The sequence below is a fragment of the Arthrobacter sp. U41 genome, assembly GCF_001750145.1.
In the GTDB taxonomy this organism is placed as follows: Bacteria; Actinomycetota; Actinomycetes; order Actinomycetales; family Micrococcaceae; genus Arthrobacter.
On the sequence record NZ_CP015732.1, the window covers coordinates 2,761,601 to 2,779,284 of the forward strand.

Here is a 17,684-nt window from a genome sequence, read left to right on the forward strand (position 1 = left end):
GTGCTGGTCCTCCCGCTGCTAAAGGGAGCGCAGCACCGAGACGACCTTGCCCATGATGACGGCGTGATCGCCGAGGATGGGCTCGTACTGGGTGTTCTGCGGCAGCAGCCAGGTGTGGCCGTCGCGCTGCCGGAAGGTCTTGACTGTTGCCTCGTCGTCCAGCAGGGCCGCGACAATGTCACCGTTGACGGCGTCGCCCTGCTGGCGGACCACCACCCAGTCACCGTCACAGATGGCTGCGTCAATCATCGAATCCCCTGCGACCTTGAGCATAAACAGATCACCGTGGCCCACCAGCTGGCGGGGCAGCGGCATAACGTCCTCGACGACCTGGTCGGCCAGGATCGGCCCGCCTGCTGCGATGCGGCCCACCAGCGGCACCATGGCGGTGTCGGTGGCGCTGGCCAGTTCGGAAACAGACAGGCCGCCGACAGTGCGCAGGCCGCCGGGCTTCGCAACTCCCGAGATCTTTGTGGTGCCCTCATCGAGGGTCAACGGCATCAGCACTTCCATGGCGCGGGGACGCTTGGGATCGCGCCGCAGGTAGCCGAGCTTTTCGAGCTGGGAGAGCTGGTGGGTCACGCTGGAAAGGCTGGCCAGGCCGACGGTGTCGCCGATCTCGCGCATGGACGGCGGGTAGCCGTTGTCCGTTACGGAGCGCTGGATGGTTTCCAGGATCTTCTTCTGCCGGACCGTAAGGCTCTTGGGTGGCCGGGCTGCCTGCGGGCTCCGCTGGGTGGCCCTGCCGCCGGTGGCTTGTGCTGCCATGTTCGCCAACGCCTTTCCGTTCCCCCGGCCGCCGTGGCTGCGGCTTCCGGGAACCTCCGGCCTGAAATGTCAGACCCTGCTGATCAACTGCAGAAGTGGTTGTTCTTGACTCAAACGTAGGCCAGCCACACGGCTTTTTCAAACATTTGTTCTAGCGAGTCTCGACAATGTTCGTCAATAGGTGCTAAAACAGAACAAGCAGGGTTCGAATATGTGTTCTAGTCGGACCCGGCTCGGGCACAGCATGACGTTCGGTTCTTTGTTCGAAGGTTAGGCCGGTTGGCGGCAGGTACGTGGAGTACGCCGGGCGGCACAGTATGGTCCAGGAGGGCTCAGTTCATGTCAGTATCAAGCGCGTTTCACGACACTTTCGGCCGCGACGCATTCGGCAACTACGGCCGCCCCGGCGGCGGTGCGCCCGCCGGCCGGCACGACCCTGCCGGCCGGGCCGACGGCGGCGCGTCCGCTGCGCGGCGCAGCCCGGCCGCGGTGCAGAGCCCGGCCGGATCCGGTCAGCGGGCCAGGCAGGCTCCGCTCAGGCTCACCCGGCGCGGCCGCTTTGTCTTCATTGGGGTGCCGCTGATCCTGCTGGCGGCGCTGATCCTTTCCTTCAGCGGCTTCCTCAACGCCCCCGCCAAGGCAGCGGACTCCGCCGCCGAACTGTCACTGACCCCGACGGTGACCGTTACGGTGCAGGCCGGTGAGTCCCTCTGGGCCATCGCCGAGGTGGTGGCGCCGGAGCGGGATCCCCGCGACGTCGTCGACGACATCATCCAGCTGAACAACCTCGAGGCAGCCCGCGTCGTGCCGGGCCAGGCACTGTTCATTCCGTCCCAGTAACGCCGTCGATCCGTCACAGTTTCAGGGCCTGCGGCGATCTCACTTAAACTAGTGAAGTGACTGACCAGTTAGAGCGCCTGAACCGACTTCCCCTCCGGACGAATCTGCGCGGCCTGACGCCGTACGGCGCGCCGCAGCTGGACGTCCCCATCCTGCTCAACGTCAATGAGAACACCCATGGTGTCCCGGCTGACGTGCGGGCCGCCATCGCCGAGGCCGTCACGATTGCCGCCGCCGGCCTGAACCGCTATCCGGACCGCGAGTTCACGGAACTGCGCGAAGCCCTCGCCGAATACCTCGGGCACGGACTGGGTGCGGAGAACATCTGGGCGGCGAACGGCTCCAATGAGGTGCTCCAGCAGATCCTTCAGGCCTTCGGCGGCCCGGGACGGACCGCCCTCGGCTTCCCTCCCACGTACTCCATGTACCCGCTGCTGGCCTCCGGCACGGACACCGGATACATCGTCGGGGTCCGCGCCGACGACTATGGACTCAGCGCCGCATCGGCAGCCCGCCAGGTCCGCGATCTTGCGCCGAACATCGTTTTCCTGTGCTCCCCGAACAACCCCACCGGCACCGGGCTGGGGCTGGACGTCGTGGAGGCCGTCTACGAGGCCGGCGAAGCCAGCCAGACCATCGTGATCGTCGACGAGGCCTACCACGAGTTCGCCCATGACGGCACACCCAGCGCCCTCGCCCTGCTGCCCGGCCGGGAACGGCTGATTGTCTCGCGCACCATGAGCAAGGCCTTCGCCCTTGCCGGCGCCCGGGTGGGCTACATGGCGGCAGCGCCCGAGGTAACGGACGCCCTGCGCCTGGTCCGGCTCCCGTACCACCTCTCCGCCATCACCCAGGCGACAGCCCTGGCCGCCCTGCACCACCGCGTCGCACTGATGGCCGACGTCGAGGACATCAAGCGCCAGCGGGACAGGATCGTGTCCGAACTGCAGCGGATGGGCCTCAAACCGGCCGCCTCCGACTCGAACTATGTCTTCTTCGGCGGTCTCGACAACCCGCACGAGGTCTGGCAGGGCCTGCTCGATGCCGGGGTGCTCATCCGGGACGTTGGCATCCCGGGGCACCTGCGCGTCACCGCAGGCACTGAGACGGAAACCACAGCCTTCCTCGAAGCCCTCGAACGGATCCTGGCCGGCCGCGCAGTGCAGCCCGCCTAGACTTAACCCAGGACATCCACCCTGCCCTGTTCGCCGGGCACCGTCGTCATCCAAAGGACACCCACATGAGCAACACCGGATCAACCGCTGCCGAGGGCCGGACCGCACGCATGGAACGGACCACCAGCGAGTCATCCGTGCTGGTCGAGATCAACCTGGACGGCACCGGCGTCTCGGACATCAGCACCTCGGTCCCGTTCTACGACCACATGCTGACGGCACTGAGCAAGCACTCCCTGATCGACATGACGGTCAAGGCCACCGGCGACACGCACATTGACGTCCACCACACGGTCGAGGATGTTGCCATCACCTTCGGCGAGGTCCTGCGCACCGCGCTGGGGAACAAGGCCGGGATCCGCCGGTTCGGCGAAGCCACGGTTCCCCTCGACGAGGCCCTCGCACACGCCGTCGTCGACGTTTCCGGCCGCCCGTACCTCGTGCACGGCGGGGAGCCTGCAGGCCAGGAGTACCACCTGATCGGCGGGCACTTCACCGGTTCCCTGACGCGCCACGTCTTCGAGGCGATCACCCTGCACGCCGGAATCTGCCTGCACATGAACGTCACCGCCGGCCGGGATCCGCACCACATCGTCGAGGCCCAGTTCAAGGCCTTCGCGCGCGCCCTGCGCGCCGCCGTCGAACCGGACCCCCGGGTCAAGGGCATCCCGTCCACCAAGGGTGCGCTGTGACCGGCAAAGTGCTGAGGGACGGCGCCATCATCGACCCCGACGCCGGCCGGAAGCCGGCGTCGCCCCAGGGCAAACCCACCGTCACGGTCCTCGATTACGGCTCCGGAAACGTCCGCTCGGCTGTCCGCGCCCTCGAACGCGCCGGGGCCGAGGTCATCCTCAGCTCCAGGCCGGAGGATGTGCTCAACGCCGATGGCCTCGTGGTCCCCGGCGTCGGGGCGTTCGAGACGGTGATGCGTGAGCTCAAAGCCGTCGACGCCATCCGCATGATCGGCCGCCGCGTCGCCGGTGGCCGCCCTGTCCTGGCCATCTGCGTGGGCCTGCAGGTCCTCTTCGAGGCCGGCGTCGAGCACGGTACCGAGGCCGAAGGCATGGGGGAGTGGCCCGGCAGGGTCGAGCTCCTCCCGGCCGACGTTGTGCCGCACATGGGCTGGAACACCGTCTCCGTTCCGGAAGGCTCCCGGCTCTTCGCCGGAGTCGAGCACGAGCGCTTTTACTTCGTCCACTCCTACGGTGTGCAGAAGTGGGATTTCGACGTGATCCAGCCGCGGATGACGGCGCCGCTGGTCACCTGGTCCGAGCACGGTGCCCCGTTCATCGCGGCCGTGGAGAACGGACCGTTGTGCGCCACGCAGTTCCACCCGGAGAAGTCCGGCGACGCCGGTGCGCGCCTGCTGCGCAACTGGGTGGAGGGGCTGCGGCGCCAATCCGAAACCGGAACAGCCCAGGCCCCGGAAGCCGGGACCGCCTAAATGTGGTCGATCGTGCTGATGGGGCTCGCCGGCCTGCTGGTCGGCGGGGGACTGTCCTTCCGCCAGCAGAACAGCCCGCGCTGGGTCCAGGCCGTGTTTTACGTCCTGGCCGCCATGGCGCTGCTCGCCGCCTACCTCCTGACGCTGCCCGCTGCCTGAGGCACTGCACTGACGCACTGCACCGCCGAACCCCCTGCCGTCCCTGAAGAGCCGTCCCCGAAGAGCTGAGGATCCCCAATGACCACCGAAACCCCGCTGCCCGTGCTGGAGCTGCTGCCCGCCGTCGACGTTGTCAACGGCCAGGCAGTCCGCCTTGTCCAGGGCGAGGCCGGCAGTGAAACGAGCTACGGCACTCCCCTGGAAGCCGCGCTCAACTGGCAGCAGCAGGGGGCGGAATGGGTCCACCTGGTCGACCTCGACGCAGCCTTCGGCCGCGGTTCGAACGCTGACCTGCTCCGTGAAGTAGTCGGCCGGCTCGACATCAAGGTCGAGCTCTCCGGCGGCCTGCGCGACGACGAGTCGCTTGAGAAGGCCCTCGGGCTGGGCGTGGCCCGAGTGAACCTCGGCACCGCGGCGCTGGAGAACCCGGAGTGGACTGCCCGGGTAATCGAGCGCTTCGGCGACAGGATCGCCGTCGGGCTGGACGTCCGCGGCACCACTTTGGCCGGCCGCGGCTGGACCAAGGAGGGCGGTGACCTTTGGGACGTCCTTGGACGGCTGGAGGAGGCCGGCTGCTCCCGCTACGTCGTCACCGACGTCACCAAGGACGGCACCCTGCAGGGCCCCAACGTCGAACTGCTGCGCCAGATGGTCGAGAAGACCGGCAAGCCCGTGGTCGCCTCCGGCGGGATTTCCAGCCTGGATGACCTCAAGGTGCTGCGCTCCCTCGTGCCGCTCGGCGTCGAGGGTGCCATCGTCGGCAAGGCCCTCTACAACGGCAACTTCACGCTGCCCGAGGCCCTCGACGTCGCCGGCCGCCGCTAGCCGGTCCGCAGCATGGAGAACCGGCCAGCCGGCAACGGCGCCGCCGACACCCCAGCCCAGCCGCGGCAGCTGCCCGGCCATATCGCCGCCGCCCTGGCCGGAGCCGGCGGGGCGGCGGACTCGGCCGGCCAGCCCTGGTCCGGCCGCAGCCTCGCCGGGGACAGCGCCAGGATCCACAACTTCGAGGACGACGACGGCGCGGCCGACGCCGGTTACCTCGCCGCGCTGGCTGCCCTCGTGTCCGGCGACGGCGACGAGGCCGCGGTGGTGGCCGCACTGGCCCCGGCGCGGGTTTTTGTGCCGATCCTCGCCACGCTCGCCGAAGAAAGCCACGGTGCCGGCGGGCTGCAGGCCGACAAACAGGCCGACATGGCCCTCGTGACCCTCAAGGCCCCGGACGGCCGGACGGCGATGCCGGTGTTCACCTCCGCCGCCGCACTGAAGGCCTGGCACCCCGAGGCCCGCCCGGTGGCCGTGTACGCTGCCCGTGCGGCACTCTCCGCGGTCGCCGAGGGCGCGGAGCTGCTCGTGCTGGACCCCGGCTCAACGCTCACCTTCGTGGTGCGCCGGCCCGCGGTGTGGGCCCTAGCGCAGCAGCGGGACTGGACCCCGTCCTATGCTGATCCCGGGCTCGCCCGGAGCCTCGGTGAGGCCGCGGCTGGCTTTCCCGCCGTCCGCCGTGTTGAAATTCATCCCGGCGGCGGAGTTGCCTCGGTGACGTCCGACGGTATCCAGCTGCCGGGCGGCGGCGCCGGCCCGGAACTCCGGGTGCTGCTCTACCTCGAAGACGGACTCGACGCCGCCGGCGTCCAGTCCATCGTGTCCGGGCTTAACAGTGCCTGGGCACGCAATGAAGTATTTGCTGAGCGGGTTGACTCGATCGAGGTCAAGTTGCAGCGCGCAGCAGCACAGTAGCTGACGGCCGGCCGGGAGACCCTGGTGCTGCCGGGGGCAGTACCAGAAGGATGTAGTCCGTGAACTTCGCGCTGTACCGGGAGCTGCTGGCCGTTCGGCCGATCAGGCGGCTCCTGCTGGTGGGGATGGTCGCCCGCATACCGCACTCCGCGGCCGGGGTCCTGCTGACCCTGCACATCGTCCTGACCCTCGGGCAGGGCTACGCGGCCGCGGGGGCCGCCGCAGCCGTGATGACCATCGGCATTGCCGTCGGGGCGCCCTGGCGCGGCCGGCGCGTCGACACGGTGGGCCTGCGGCGCGCCCTCGTACCGTCCGTGATTTCAGAGACCGTCATCTGGTCCGTCGTGCCGCACGTGACCTACGAGGTCCTGCTGCCACTGGTGTTCATCGGCGGACTGCTGACGCTGCCGATCTTCAGTGTGGTGCGCCAGTCCCTCGGCGTACTTGCCACGGGGGAACAGCGCCGGACTGCGTTCGCCCTCGACGCCATCTCCACCGAACTGGTCTTTATGATGGGACCTGCTGCCGGTGCCCTGGTCGCGACGGCCGGATTCTCGGTCGTGGGGCTGACCGCCGTCGGGATCGCCACCTCGGTGTCCGGGCTGTTCCTGATGTGGTTCAACCCGCCGACCCGCAGCGCGGATTCCGACGCCCGGTCCGTAGCCGTGTTCGAGGCAAGCCAACAGGAAGCCGCCGAGGTCGCCGTGGTCGCCGCTGCCCCGGCGCACCTGCAGGAAGCCGCCGCCGAGTTCGCCCCGTTGGCCGCCGCCGGGGAACGGCGCCGGGAACGGGCCGGGCTGCGGCACAGGGTCATCCACAATTTCGCCTGGTTCACCGCCGCCGTAGCCGCCGTCTTCGCCGTCGCGGCCGGGGCGGGCATGGTCCTCAGCGGCACCGACGTCGGCATCGTGGCGGCGCTCGAAACCGGCGGCCACCAGGCCGAGATCGGGCTGGTGTTTCTCTTCTGGTGCGGCGCCTCGGTGGTCGGCGGGCTGATCTACGGCGCCCTGCACCGGCCCATTTCGCCGATCCTGCTGCTGCTCGGCATGTCCGCCCTGACCATTCCGATGGCCTTCGCGCAGGACACCTGGACCCTGTGCCTGCTCTCGCTGCTGCCGGGCCTGCTGTGCGCACCCGTGCTGTCGGCAGCCTCGGAGAAGGTCGCCGAACTTGTCGACGAGCGCCGCCGCGGTGAGGCGATGGGCTGGTACGGCTCGGCCCTCACCGGGGGCGTCGCCCTCGGCGCGCCGCTCGCCGGAGTCTTCATCGACGGCGTTGGCCCCTCCGCCGGCTTTGTGGCCGTCGGTTCGGGAGGCGTCGTGCTGTGCCTGCTTGGCCTTGCCTTGAAGCACCGCCGCCGGCGGCGCCTCACCGCTGCCTGAGGGCCCGCAGCGCAAGGACCAGCTCCCGCAACCATCCGGCACGGGCGTTAACGACAGCGGCGGCGGGCGGACCGCTGGTCCGCCCGCCGCCGCGTTATGGCTGGGTTGCTGTCGGGGCCTAGTTGACCGGGCCGGTGTACTTCTCGCCCGGGCCCTTGCCCGGCGCATCCGGGATGCTGGATTCCTCGCGGAAGGCCAGCTGCAGGGAACGCAGTCCGTCGCGCAACGGGCCGGCGTGCTGGGAACCGATCTCGGGCGCCGCGGCGGTGACCAGGCCGGCCAGGGCCGTGATCAGCTTGCGGGCCTCGTCGAGGTCCTTGAGCTCTTCGGCGTTCTCCTCGGCGGCGAGGCCAAGCTTCACGGCAGCGGCACTCATAAGGTGCACGGCGGCGGTGGTGATGACCTCGATGGCGGGCACCTCGGAGATGTCGCGGATCTGCTGTGAGACGTCGCCCTGGGCGCTGGCGGGCTCGTAAACGTGTGAATTACTGTCTGAAGTGCTCATGCTGGTAAGCTTGTCACAGACCGACTGATAGTCGCTATTTTGCAGTTGTTATGTCCCGGTTTCCCTGTCACGCATTTCTGCTGCGGCGGTATGGGCGCCGGAAACCCTCCGCAACCAACATGCCCGTCATGCAGGTGCGCCGGACGGGATTTCTTCTGTAGAATCGATTTCAGTTTGCAAGCGGAGTTCTCTCCCACCCGCGTCAGCCGCTCTCCTTCGGGAAGCTTCGCAAGAAGCAAGGTTGCCGGGTACCTGGTCGGGCATTTCTCCCGGGCGTCAGCCTGGCGGGATGCATGCCGCCTTCTACGAGGCAGGCAGTACCGATCTTCGAGGCCTTCGATTGCTCCGGCAATTGGGGGCCTTCTCTTTTTGCCGGTGGAATACCCCTCACGAACACAGGAGCTTTAACATTAGCGAGCCAAGAATCAATGAGCGTATCCGCGTCCCCGAGGTGCGGCTGGTCGGCCCTGCAGGCGAGCAAGTAGGCGTTGTCCGTATTGAGGATGCCCTGCGTTTGGCTGCCGAGTCCGATCTTGATCTCGTTGAAGTTGCACCGCAGGCCAAGCCTCCGGTGTGCAAGCTGATGGACTTCGGCAAGTACAAGTACGAAGCCGCTGTCAAGGCACGCGAGGCCCGGAAGAACCAGACCAACACGGTCCTGAAGGAAATCCGCTTCCGCCTGAAGATCGACACCCACGACTACGAGACGAAGCGCGGCCACGCGCTCCGCTTCCTCGGCGCCGGTGACAAGGTCAAGGCCATGATCCAGTTCCGCGGCCGTGAGCAGCAGCGCCCCGAGATGGGCATCCGTCTGCTCCAGCGCTTCGCGGACGACGTCGCCGAAGTCGGCGTCGTGGAGTCCAGCCCGCGGATCGACGGCCGCAACATGGTCATGGTGGTCGGCCCGCTGAAGAACAAGGCAGAAGCCAAGGCAGAGGCCCGCCGCGCATCGCAGCGTGCGGAAGCCAAGGCCGAGAACGAAGCCAAGGCTTCCGGCGGCGGCCGCGTTGATACGTCCGGCGCCGTGGATGCACCCCTGACGCAGTCGCTCGCCGATCTGCTTCCGGAGGGCTACCAGGTCCGCACCGAGCCCGAGCCTGAGGTAACCGAAGCTGAAGTCACCGCACCGGAGACTCCGGCGACGGAGGCCCCCGCCGCGGAGGCTGCTCCCGCCGTCGACGAGGCCCCGGCCGAGAAGACCGCAGAAGCTGTGGTGGCGGCCCCGGCCGCCAAGGCCGAGGAAGCCCCGGCTGCCAAGGCTCCCGCCGCGGAAACGCCGAAGCAGGAGGCCCCCAAGGCTCCCAAGGCGGCCCCGAAGCGGGAAGCCCCGAAGGCTGAGGCTCCGAAAGCGGCCACCAAGCCGGCAGTAGCCAAGGCGCCCGCAGCGCCCAAGGCCGCCGCCAAGGCTCCGGAAGCCGCACCGGTTCCCGAGGCTGAAAAGGCCGCTCCGGCGGCAGCGCCGAAGCCGGTTGCCGCCCCGAAACCGGTCCCGCGTCCCGCGGCGCCGAAGCCTGCTGCACGGCCGGCTGCCCCGAAGGCGGCCGCCAAACCGGGCACCAAGAAGACCAACTAGTTCAGGGCTGCCGGACAGCAATGTCCGGCAGCAAGCAACCAGCATGCCGCCCGCAGGGGCGGCTGCACGAAAGACTGCAGACCCTGTCTGCGGATACGTAAGGAGATCGGTCCCCATGCCGAAGATGAAGACCCACAGTGGTGCTAAGAAGCGCTTCAAGCTGACCGGCAGCGGCAAGCTGCGCCGCCAGCAGGCCAACCGCCGCCACTACCTCGAGCACAAGTCCTCCAGGCTGACCCGCCGCCTCGCCGGCGACAAGATCGTCTTCAAGGGCGACGCCAAGGTCATCCGGAAGATGCTCGGCATCTAAGTTCCAAGTTCTCTGATTGCCGCCACCTGGCAGCAGTCAACTACCAAAAAGGCTTCTCAGGCCAGCCGGTTCTTCCGGCAGTAGACGCTTGGGATCAGAATTTTCTAAGGAGTACGCACGTGGCACGTGTGAAGAGGGCGGTCAACGCCCACAAGAAGCGCCGGGTTATCCTTGAACGCGCAAAGGGCTACCGTGGACAGCGTTCACGCCTGTACCGCAAGGCTAAAGAGCAGCTGCTGCACTCGTTTGTGTACAGCTACGGCGACCGCAAGAAGAAGAAGGGCGACTTCCGCCGCCTCTGGATCCAGCGCATCAACGCTGCCTCCCGCGCCAACGGCCTGACCTACAACCGTCTGATCCAGGGCCTCAAGGCCGCTGAGGTCGAGGTTGACCGCCGGATGCTGGCCGAGCTTGCCGTTTCCGACGCCAACGCTTTCGCCGCGCTGGTCCAGATCGCCAAGGATTCGCTGCCCGCCGACACGTCCGCTCCGGCCGTCCAGGCTGAGGCTGCACCGGCCGTCAAGAAGCCTGCTGCCAAGAAGGCCGCCGCCAAGAAGCCGGCCGCCAAGAAGCCTGCCGCTGAAAAGGCTGCCGCCGACAAAGCTGCTGAGTAGTACCTGAGGTAGTCCACGGACTACGTCGTTCAGGAACCGGCTGGAAAAGCCACTAAGGTTCTTGTATGAACGAAACCGGGCGCCCGCAAGATGATCTACTTTCCAACCCCCGAGCCGATCGGGTCAGGAAGGTGGCCCAGCTTGCCGGGCGCCCGGCCCGTTTAAAGCGCAGCGAGTTCCTGGCGGAGGGTCCGCAGGCGGTCCGGGAGGCCTTGGTCCTGCACCAGAAGCGGATTGCCATGGGGGAGCCCGGCATCGTCTACGAGGTCTACGCGAGCGAGTCCTGCCTGGACCGGCACCCGGACCTGGAGACCCTCGCGGAGGGCACCACCGCCTACCTCGCCACCGACGAAGTGCTCGCAGCCATGGCGGACACCGTCACCCCGCAGGGCGTTCTCGCGGTCTGCGGCTTCCTGGACGTGAGCCTTGAGCAGGTGCTCGACGCCGGACCGCGGCTCATTGCCGTGCTGTGCCAGGTCCGCGATCCCGGCAACGCCGGCACCGTGCTCCGGGCCGCGGACGCGGCCGGCGCGGACGCGGTCATCCTTACCGGTTCCAGCGTCGACATCTACAACCCCAAGGCCGTGCGCTCGACGGCGGGATCACTCTTCCACCTGCCTGTGGTGCTCGGCGCCGACGTGGCGGAACTCGTGGCCCGCTGCAAGGAACGCGGCATCGGAGTCCTCGCCGCGGACGGTCACGGCCAGCTTGACCTGGACCGGCTGCAGGACCAGAACGCGGCCCGCCGGCTCGGCGCCCCGGCCCTGGAGTCCGAGTACGCCCTGGAGAACCCGACGGCGTGGCTCTTTGGCAACGAGGCCCAGGGCCTGACCGAGGAGGAACTCGCCCTCGCCGACCACCGGGTGGCCGTGCCGGTGTACGGGGCCGCCGAGAGCCTCAATCTCGGGACCGCGGCGACCGTTTGCCTCTACGCCAGTGCCCGCTCCCAGCAGGATGGCGGACGCCCGCGCGGCTAGTCCCCGCACCGTTGAGCCGTACCGGCCCGGAACGAGGCAAAAAAGTACGGCGGGGGTCCACCGAGGGTGGGCTCCCGCCGTCATTGCTGTCACCGTTCCTGCACCGGGGGTACCGGGCCGGTGATCAGTGAGGTTACGTGGTCCTGTTGCGTCCTTTGATGGCACCGTAGATGCCGGCAACTACCAGGCCGCCGACAATCGCCAGTATCCAGGAACCGAGATTCCAGAATTCCATCCGGCCGCCGCCGAACAGCAGATCGCCGATCCAGCCGCCGACAACGGCTCCGACAACGCCGAGCACCAGGCTGGTGACCCAGCCGCCACCGACCCTGCCAGGCATGATTGCCTTGACGATTGCACCTACTATGAGTCCGAGAATGATCCAGCCTAGAAAGCCCATTACTCCTCCTACATATTCGTCGGCATTCAAATGGTGAATCCCGATTATGGCTTCAAGCTAACATAGGCCGGTTGGCTTGTCAGCAGGATCACCCCCAATCGTTACCTGCCCGGTGACCTGCACCGTTGCAGGTCTGCCGGGCCGCCGACCCGGGCCGGTGCGGCGCAGCGCTCGGTGCTTCGGCGGGCTGATAACGGGTACGGTATTTCTGGTGGGCGCAGGCATCGGCCGGAGTCCACCCCCGGTCGAACCCTGAGGAGAAGCGGCTGCGGGCGCGAGCGTTATATCTACGCGTTCATCGTCTCGATCGTGATGTTCAGCGTGGCGGCCTCTTTGCCCTGTACGAGGCGTGGGGAAAGCTCCAGCACCCGCACGCCATCGGGGGCGCGTTCTGGTGGGTCCCGCTCGCCGTGCTCATCGGCGCCATCATCGCGGAATCCTTCTCCTTCCGGACGGCGATCATCGAATCCAACCATGTCCGCGGCAGGTAGAGCTGGGTCAGGTTCATCCGCAGCGCCAAACAGCCGGAGCTGCCGGTGATCCTGCTGGAAGACCTCGGCGCCCTGGTGGGCCTGGTTTTTGCGCTCTTCGGCGTGAGCCTGACCCTCATCACCGGGAACGGAAGCTGGGATGCCGTGGGCACCGCGATGATCGGGATCCTGCTGGTTGTCATCGCCGCCGTGCTGGCGCTCGAGACGAAGTCCCTGCTGCTTGGCGAGTCAGCCACGAAGGACGACGTCGCCCGGATCCGCTCCGCCATCGAGTCCGACGGCACGTCGATCATCCACCTCAAGACCCTTCACCTGGGCCCGGAGGAACTGCTGGTCGCGGCCAAGATCAGCATCGGCCACTCCGATACGGGCCAGGAAATCGCCAAGGCAATCGACGACGCCGAGACCCGGATCCGCGAGGCTGTTTCGATCGCCCGGGTCATCTATCTTGAACCGGACGTTCAGCGCGTCAGCACGCCGTAGCCTGCAGCGGGCCCGCGCCACCGGTGGAGGGGCCGCTGGCCGGGAGCCGTTTGGGCTACCGGACCAGCGGCCTTTTGCGTTCCACGAGCCCGCTGATGAGGGCGACGCCGAGGCCCAGGATGGCGAGCCCGGCTCCGACCAGGGCGGGCGCGACGTAGCCCCAGCCCCAGGCGATCACGAGGCCGCCGAGGAAGGCTCCCAAGGCGTTGGCGACGTTGAGGGCCGCATGGTTGAGCGAGGAGGCCAGCGAGGGCGCATCCGGGGAAGCATCCAGCAGCCGGGTCTGCAGCGCCGGGACCAGCAATGAACCGGCGCCGCCGACGACGAAGACCATCACGTAGGCGGACCACGGCCAGTGCACGGCGACGGCGTAGACCACCAGGGCCACGGCGATACCGGGCAGCACCCAGTAGATCGTTCCCATTACGGACCTGTCCGCGATCCGGCCGCCGACGATGTTGCCGGCCACCATACCCAGCCCGTACAGCGCGACGACCAGCGGGAGCCACGCCGCGGGAATGCCCGCCACCGAGGTCATGGTGTGGGCGATGTAGGTGTAGGTGGCGAAGAAACCGCCGAAGCCGACAATGCCGATCAGGATCGCCAGCCAGACCTGGAGCCGTTTGAGGGCGCCCAGTTCCCGGCGGAAGCTCGCGTCGGCGTGCGGCTGCTGGAACGGCAGGAACTTCCAGAGCATCACCAGCGTGAGAATGCCGATCACACCTACCAGCAGGAACAGCAGCCGCCAGCCGTAGGTCTGGCCCAGCCAGGTGCCAAAGGGGACGCCGATGACGTTGGAGACGGTCAGGCCGGCCATGACCATCGAGATGGCCCAGCCGCGCTTGGTCGGCGCGACCAGTGACGCCGCGATCACGGCCGCGACGCCGAAGAAGGCTCCGTGGGGCAGCCCGGCGGCGAAGCGCGACACCAGCATGGTGCCGTAGTCGGGTGCGATAAAGGACGTCAGATTCGCGATACTGAAGAACAGCATCAGTCCCAGGGCCAGGTACTTCCGCGGCATCCTGGCACCGACAGCAGCCAGCAGCGGGGCCCCGACCACCACACCGAGGGCGTAAGCGGAGATGAGGTGGCCCGCTTCCGGGGTGCTGATGTTCAGCCCTTGCTCGACCTCCTTGAGCAGGCCCATCATGGTGAACTCCGTGGTGCCGATGCCGAATCCGCCCATGGCAAGGGAAAGGATGGCAAGGGCCAGGTGGCGGGTGCCGGTTTTGCGCGCCAGCGGGGCGTGTGTGGTGGTAGTCATTCGTCTGCTTTTCGGGGACGTCCCCGGCTGGAGCCAGGAGAATGCGGCAATAAAATCTGATGTGTGAGCTGATCTGTGTAACGGGGCAGGCACGCCCGGTATTCCGGGTCCTCAGGACGGCGGCCACCTCCATTCTCCCCTAAGCCGACGCCGGCCCTAGACTTGGGGCGTGACTGGACTGATCAGCGTCGCAGGCGGCGCCGTACTGGATTCCCTGGCCGAACCCGGCCGGCTGCTCGTGGCGCGACGGACGGCGCCCCCGCACTTCGCCGGCATGTGGGAGTTCCCCGGCGGCAAGGTCGAGTCCGGCGAGACGGCCGAGCAGGCGCTGCACCGCGAGCTGCTCGAAGAGCTTGGCGTGCGTGTCCGGCTGGGCGATGAACTGGCCGGCGGGTCCGCCGACGGCTGGCCGCTCAACGAGCGCGCCGCGATGCGGGTGTGGTTCGCAGAACTGCTCGACGGCGTTCCCCGCCCGCTCCAGGACCACGATGAGCTGCGCTGGATCGACATCCGGAACCGCGAAGAGGTGCTGGCCCTGCCGTGGATTCCGGCTGACCTGCCTATTGTCGAGGCGTTGCTGGACAGGCTTCAGATACCGGATTCAACGGCCGTGTCCGCGCGCTGAGGCACGGCTCGGGGCCCGCCGTGGCCCACCTCTCGCCAAAGCGTGACGCATGTGACTACGCTGAAGCGAACCGAGAGGAGTACCCGTGCAGGTCGGTGTCAGGCGGGAGCAACGTGCAGGGGAGCGGCGGGTTGCCGCCACGCCGGAGACGGTGCAGCAACTCACGGCCCTCGGCCTGGACGTGGCGGTGGAGAGCAACGCGGGCACGGCGGCCGGCTATCCGGACGCAGCCTTCGCCGCAGCCGGAGCGGCAATCGTTCCGGAGCTGACCGCCGAATCCCTGGATGTGCTCCTGCACGTCCGGCCGCTGGAACCGCAGACCGCCGCAGGACTCCGGCCCGGCACCATCACGATCGGGTTCGCCTCGCCGGCGTCGGAGCTGGCAGCGGTGGGCGCCCTTGCCGCCGCGGGCGTGACCTCCTTCGCCCTCGAGCTGGTGCCGCGCATCTCCCGGGCCCAGTCCATGGACGCGCTCAGCTCCCAGTCGCTGGTCTCCGGCTACCGCGCCGTTCTCGAGGCGGCCCTGCGCTACCCCAGGTTCTTCCCGCTCTACATGACGGCCGCCGGAACGATCCCGCCCGCACGGGTGCTCATCCTGGGCGCCGGCGTCGCCGGGCTGCAGGCCATCGGCACCGCGAAACGCCTCGGGGCCAGGGTCTCCGCCAACGACATCCGGGCCGCTTCCGCCGACGAGGTCGCCTCGATGGGCGGCACCTTCATCAATCTGGATCTGGACGCTCGAACTGCGGACACGTCCGCTGAGGGCAGCGGCGGCTACGCCCGGGAGCTCGGCGAGGACCGGGCCAAACGCCAGCGCGCCCTCCTGGCCCCGCACGTCGCGGCGGCGGATGTCCTCATCACCACGGCGGCCATCCCCGGCCGCCCGGCCCCCCTGCTGGTGACCTCGGCCATGGTGGCCGGAATGCGGGCCGGTTCCGTCGTCGTCGACCTTGCGGCGGAATCCGGCGGGAACGTCGAAGGCGTCATCGCGGGCCGGGACGTCCAGGTCCCGGTGGACGGCGGTTCCGTGACCCTGGTGGGGCTGCAGGACGCCGCCTCGGCGATGCCTTTTGATGCTTCCCGGCTGTTTGCCAAGAATGTCGCGAACCTGTTGGCCCTGATGACCGCCGACGGCAAGGTCGTCCCGGACTTCGACGACGAAGTCGTCGCGGGCGCCTGCCTCACCCACGGCGGCTCCATCCGTCATGCCGCCACCGCCCAAGCCCTGGAGGCCCTCAAATGATGGATCCGATTACACTGCTGACCGTGGTGGTGCTCGCCGTGTTCGTAGGATTCGAAGTCGTCTCCAAGGTGACCAGCAAGCTGCACACACCGCTGATGTCCGGTGCCAACGCCATCCACGGCATCATCCTGGTGGGGGCCATCATCGTGGCCGGCCAGGCCGGTGACCCGTGGCTGCTGACGATCGCCCTCATCGCCGTGGTGCTGGCGACTGCCAACCTGGTCGGCGGATTTGTGGTGACGGACCGGATGCTGGAGATGTTCGCCACCCGGAAGCCTGCCGGACCCCGTGCCGGCCCGGGGGAGGGCAGCAAATGAGCGTCCTTGGTCCGGGGTGGACGTCCCTGTTCTACCTCGTGGCCGCGGTCTGCTTCATCCTCGCATTGAAGGGCCTGAGCTCTCCCCGGACCGCCCGGCGGGGCAACGCCATCGGGGCGGCCGGCGCCCTCGTGGCCGTGGTGACGGTGTTCCTCTCGGCGAAACTGGAGAACATCCCGCTGATCATCGCCGCGATCGCCGCCGGTTCCGCCGTGGCCGTTCCGGTGGCCCGGCGCGTGCAGATGACCCAAATGCCCCAACTGGTCGCCCTGTTCAACGGGGTCGGCGGCGGAGCGGCCGCGCTGGTCGCGGTGCTCGAACTCGGCCACAGCGGGGATCCCTGGGTGCGGCTGGCCGTGGTGTTCACGATGCTGGTCGGCTCGGTGTCCTTTGCCGGGTCGGCCGTGACGGTGGGCAAACTGCAGGAACTGATCAGCACCCGCCCGCTGCTTTTCCCCGGCATGCCGGCGGTGATGGGCGTTGTGGTGCTGGGGGCCGCCGCGGCCGGAGGCCTCGTCATCGCCACAGGATCCGTCGGCTGGGCCATGGCCCTGCTGGTGCTGGGCCTGGTGGCCGGCCTCCTGCTGGTGCTTCCCGTCGGCGGGGCCGACGTGCCGATCGTGATCTCGCTGCTCAACGCCTTCACCGGGCTCGCGGTTGCTGCCTCCGGCATCGTGCTGGGCAATGTGCTCCTGCTCGTCGCCGGCACGCTCGTCGGGGCCAGCGGTACCATCCTGACCAAAGTGATGGCGTCCGCCATGGGCCGGGGCGTTACGGGCATCATGTTCGGAGCGTTCCGGGGAGGCTCGACCGCGGGATCAACTGTGCAGAGCGACCGGCCGGTGCGCTCCTCCTCTCCCGAGGACGTCGCAGTCCAGCTCGGCTACGCGCAGCGTGTGGTGATTGTCCCCGGCTACGGACTCGCCGTGGCCCAGGGCCAGCACACCATCGCCGAGCTCGCCACTGCCCTGGCGGCCCGCGGCGTCGAGGTGGTCTTTGCCATCCACCCGGTGGCCGGGCGGATGCCGGGCCACATGAACGTGCTGCTCGCGGAAGCGAATGTCCCCTATGAGGCTCTGAAGGAGCTGGAGGAAGCCAACCCGGAGTTCCCGAACACGGACGTGGCCCTCGTCGTGGGCGCCAACGATGTCGTCAACCCGGCGGCCAAGTCAACCCCCGGCGCACCGATTTACGGGATGCCGATCCTGGAGGTGGCCCAGGCCGGGCAGGTGGTGTTCCTCAAACGCTCCATGCGGCCGGGCTTCGCCGGAATCGAGAACGAGCTGCTGTTTGATCCGAAGACCACGCTCCTGTTTGGGGACGCCAAGGAATCGCTCACCCGTGTCCTGGGCGCCGTGAAGGCCCTCTAGAACT

The 17,684-nt window shown here is 68.2% G+C and carries 20 protein-coding genes and 1 pseudogene; 17 read left to right on the top strand and 4 right to left on the bottom strand.

Annotated elements, in window-relative coordinates:
* Positions 1 to 18 precede the first annotated feature (18 nt).
* Positions 19 to 768, bottom strand: a complete 750-nt coding sequence (gene lexA, locus ASPU41_RS12580) for a transcriptional repressor LexA (protein WP_069951204.1) — start codon at positions 766 to 768, stop codon at positions 19 to 21.
* Between the two features lie 339 nt (positions 769 to 1,107).
* On the opposite strand from lexA, the gene ASPU41_RS12585 reads away from it, so the two are divergent.
* The 8 genes from ASPU41_RS12585 (at position 1,108) to ASPU41_RS12615 (ending at position 7,508) form a co-directional block, all read left to right on the top strand.
* Positions 1,108 to 1,608 (top strand): LysM peptidoglycan-binding domain-containing protein, encoded by a 501-nt coding sequence (locus ASPU41_RS12585; protein WP_083266495.1) that lies wholly within the window; start codon positions 1,108 to 1,110, stop codon positions 1,606 to 1,608.
* Between the two features lie 56 nt (positions 1,609 to 1,664).
* Positions 1,665 to 2,783 carry a histidinol-phosphate transaminase gene (locus ASPU41_RS12590; protein WP_069951205.1) on the top strand — a complete coding sequence of 373 codons (1,119 nt, stop codon included), beginning with the start codon at positions 1,665 to 1,667 and terminating at the stop codon, positions 2,781 to 2,783.
* 65 nt (positions 2,784 to 2,848) lie between these two features.
* The gene (hisB, locus tag ASPU41_RS12595; RefSeq protein WP_024366742.1) at positions 2,849 to 3,475 is read left to right on the top strand and encodes an imidazoleglycerol-phosphate dehydratase HisB; all 627 of its coding nucleotides are present in this window, start codon (positions 2,849 to 2,851) and stop codon (positions 3,473 to 3,475) included.
* A complete protein-coding gene (gene hisH, locus ASPU41_RS12600) occupies positions 3,472 to 4,227 on the top strand; it encodes an imidazole glycerol phosphate synthase subunit HisH (protein ID WP_069951206.1) in 756 nt (251 codons plus the stop codon). Before hisB ends, hisH begins: the two co-directional genes overlap by 4 nt.
* Positions 4,228 to 4,386, top strand: coding sequence for a hypothetical protein (locus ASPU41_RS23050; protein ID WP_197515648.1), 159 nt, complete (start codon positions 4,228 to 4,230; stop codon positions 4,384 to 4,386).
* 78 nt (positions 4,387 to 4,464) lie between these two features.
* Positions 4,465 to 5,211: a bifunctional 1-(5-phosphoribosyl)-5-((5-phosphoribosylamino)methylideneamino)imidazole-4-carboxamide isomerase/phosphoribosylanthranilate isomerase PriA gene (priA, locus tag ASPU41_RS12605; RefSeq protein ID WP_069951207.1), complete on the top strand. Its 747-nt coding sequence runs from the start codon at positions 4,465 to 4,467 to the stop codon at positions 5,209 to 5,211.
* 12 nt (positions 5,212 to 5,223) lie between these two features.
* Entirely contained in the window at positions 5,224 to 6,126 is a 903-nt protein-coding gene (locus ASPU41_RS12610; protein WP_069951208.1) for an SseB family protein, read from the top strand.
* Positions 6,127 to 6,185: 59 nt separating this feature from the next.
* Complete coding sequence (locus tag ASPU41_RS12615; RefSeq protein WP_069951209.1) at positions 6,186 to 7,508, top strand: MFS transporter; 1,323 nt, start codon at positions 6,186 to 6,188, stop codon at positions 7,506 to 7,508.
* A gap of 118 nt (positions 7,509 to 7,626) precedes the next feature.
* Here the strand turns inward: ASPU41_RS12615 and ASPU41_RS12620 are convergent, their stop codons facing one another.
* Positions 7,627 to 8,013: a DUF1844 domain-containing protein gene (locus ASPU41_RS12620; RefSeq protein WP_069951210.1), complete on the bottom strand. Its 387-nt coding sequence runs from the start codon at positions 8,011 to 8,013 to the stop codon at positions 7,627 to 7,629.
* A 451-nt stretch (positions 8,014 to 8,464) separates the two neighbouring features.
* Between ASPU41_RS12620 and infC the strand changes: the two genes are divergently transcribed.
* From infC to ASPU41_RS12640, 4 genes are all read left to right on the top strand, one after another.
* Complete coding sequence (gene infC / locus ASPU41_RS12625; RefSeq protein WP_069951211.1) at positions 8,465 to 9,586, top strand: translation initiation factor IF-3; 1,122 nt, start codon at positions 8,465 to 8,467, stop codon at positions 9,584 to 9,586.
* Between the two features lie 115 nt (positions 9,587 to 9,701).
* The gene (rpmI, locus tag ASPU41_RS12630) at positions 9,702 to 9,896 is read left to right on the top strand and encodes a 50S ribosomal protein L35 (protein WP_009358635.1); all 195 of its coding nucleotides are present in this window, start codon (positions 9,702 to 9,704) and stop codon (positions 9,894 to 9,896) included.
* 119 nt (positions 9,897 to 10,015) lie between these two features.
* Positions 10,016 to 10,510 (top strand): 50S ribosomal protein L20, encoded by a 495-nt coding sequence (gene rplT, locus ASPU41_RS12635; RefSeq protein WP_069951212.1) that lies wholly within the window; start codon positions 10,016 to 10,018, stop codon positions 10,508 to 10,510.
* A 65-nt stretch (positions 10,511 to 10,575) separates the two neighbouring features.
* On the top strand, positions 10,576 to 11,487 hold the full coding sequence (locus tag ASPU41_RS12640; RefSeq protein WP_069951213.1) for a TrmH family RNA methyltransferase: 912 nt from the start codon (positions 10,576 to 10,578) through the stop codon (positions 11,485 to 11,487).
* Positions 11,488 to 11,620: 133 nt separating this feature from the next.
* Here the strand turns inward: ASPU41_RS12640 and ASPU41_RS12645 are convergent, their stop codons facing one another.
* On the bottom strand, positions 11,621 to 11,887 hold the full coding sequence (locus ASPU41_RS12645) for a GlsB/YeaQ/YmgE family stress response membrane protein (protein ID WP_069951214.1): 267 nt from the start codon (positions 11,885 to 11,887) through the stop codon (positions 11,621 to 11,623).
* Positions 11,888 to 12,151: 264 nt separating this feature from the next.
* On the opposite strand from ASPU41_RS12645, the pseudogene ASPU41_RS12650 reads away from it, so the two are divergent.
* Positions 12,152 to 12,861, top strand: a pseudogene (locus tag ASPU41_RS12650) (cation diffusion facilitator family transporter); the annotation flags it as partial.
* Between the two features lie 55 nt (positions 12,862 to 12,916).
* On the opposite strand, the gene ASPU41_RS12655 reads toward ASPU41_RS12650, so the two are convergent.
* Complete coding sequence (locus ASPU41_RS12655) at positions 12,917 to 14,125, bottom strand: MFS transporter (RefSeq protein WP_069951215.1); 1,209 nt, start codon at positions 14,123 to 14,125, stop codon at positions 12,917 to 12,919.
* Between the two features lie 169 nt (positions 14,126 to 14,294).
* On the opposite strand from ASPU41_RS12655, the gene ASPU41_RS12660 reads away from it, so the two are divergent.
* The 4 genes from ASPU41_RS12660 (at position 14,295) to ASPU41_RS12675 (ending at position 17,680) form a co-directional block, all read left to right on the top strand.
* Positions 14,295 to 14,750 (top strand): (deoxy)nucleoside triphosphate pyrophosphohydrolase, encoded by a 456-nt coding sequence (locus ASPU41_RS12660; protein WP_069951216.1) that lies wholly within the window; start codon positions 14,295 to 14,297, stop codon positions 14,748 to 14,750.
* Between the two features lie 85 nt (positions 14,751 to 14,835).
* Positions 14,836 to 15,993 carry a Re/Si-specific NAD(P)(+) transhydrogenase subunit alpha gene (locus tag ASPU41_RS12665; RefSeq protein WP_069951217.1) on the top strand — a complete coding sequence of 386 codons (1,158 nt, stop codon included), beginning with the start codon at positions 14,836 to 14,838 and terminating at the stop codon, positions 15,991 to 15,993.
* Positions 15,993 to 16,310, top strand: coding sequence for an NAD(P) transhydrogenase subunit alpha (locus ASPU41_RS12670; protein WP_069952679.1), 318 nt, complete (start codon positions 15,993 to 15,995; stop codon positions 16,308 to 16,310). Before ASPU41_RS12665 ends, ASPU41_RS12670 begins: the two co-directional genes overlap by 1 nt.
* A complete protein-coding gene (locus tag ASPU41_RS12675; protein WP_069951218.1) occupies positions 16,307 to 17,680 on the top strand; it encodes an NAD(P)(+) transhydrogenase (Re/Si-specific) subunit beta in 1,374 nt (457 codons plus the stop codon). The genes ASPU41_RS12670 and ASPU41_RS12675 overlap by 4 nt, the downstream gene beginning before the upstream one ends.
* The last annotated feature ends 4 nt before the right edge of the window (positions 17,681 to 17,684 follow it).

What these genes read in the sequence shown, in the direction of transcription:
- lexA (WP_069951204.1), bottom strand. Translation starts at nt 768, where the DNA reads ATGGCAGCACAAGCCACCGGCGGCAGGGCCACCCAGCGGAGCCCGCAG.
- ASPU41_RS12585 (WP_083266495.1), top strand. Translation starts at nt 1,108, where the DNA reads ATGTCAGTATCAAGCGCGTTTCACGACACTTTCGGCCGCGACGCATTC.
- hisB (WP_024366742.1), top strand. Translation starts at nt 2,849, where the DNA reads ATGAGCAACACCGGATCAACCGCTGCCGAGGGCCGGACCGCACGCATG.
- ASPU41_RS23050 (WP_197515648.1), top strand. Translation starts at nt 4,228, where the DNA reads ATGTGGTCGATCGTGCTGATGGGGCTCGCCGGCCTGCTGGTCGGCGGG.
- priA (WP_069951207.1), top strand. Translation starts at nt 4,465, where the DNA reads ATGACCACCGAAACCCCGCTGCCCGTGCTGGAGCTGCTGCCCGCCGTC.
- ASPU41_RS12610 (WP_069951208.1), top strand. Translation starts at nt 5,224, where the DNA reads ATGGAGAACCGGCCAGCCGGCAACGGCGCCGCCGACACCCCAGCCCAG.
- ASPU41_RS12620 (WP_069951210.1), bottom strand. Translation starts at nt 8,013, where the DNA reads ATGAGCACTTCAGACAGTAATTCACACGTTTACGAGCCCGCCAGCGCC.
- rpmI (WP_009358635.1), top strand. Translation starts at nt 9,702, where the DNA reads ATGCCGAAGATGAAGACCCACAGTGGTGCTAAGAAGCGCTTCAAGCTG.
- ASPU41_RS12640 (WP_069951213.1), top strand. Translation starts at nt 10,576, where the DNA reads ATGAACGAAACCGGGCGCCCGCAAGATGATCTACTTTCCAACCCCCGA.
- ASPU41_RS12645 (WP_069951214.1), bottom strand. Translation starts at nt 11,887, where the DNA reads ATGGGCTTTCTAGGCTGGATCATTCTCGGACTCATAGTAGGTGCAATC.
- ASPU41_RS12655 (WP_069951215.1), bottom strand. Translation starts at nt 14,125, where the DNA reads ATGACTACCACCACACACGCCCCGCTGGCGCGCAAAACCGGCACCCGC.
- ASPU41_RS12670 (WP_069952679.1), top strand. Translation starts at nt 15,993, where the DNA reads ATGGATCCGATTACACTGCTGACCGTGGTGGTGCTCGCCGTGTTCGTA.
- ASPU41_RS12675 (WP_069951218.1), top strand. Translation starts at nt 16,307, where the DNA reads ATGAGCGTCCTTGGTCCGGGGTGGACGTCCCTGTTCTACCTCGTGGCC.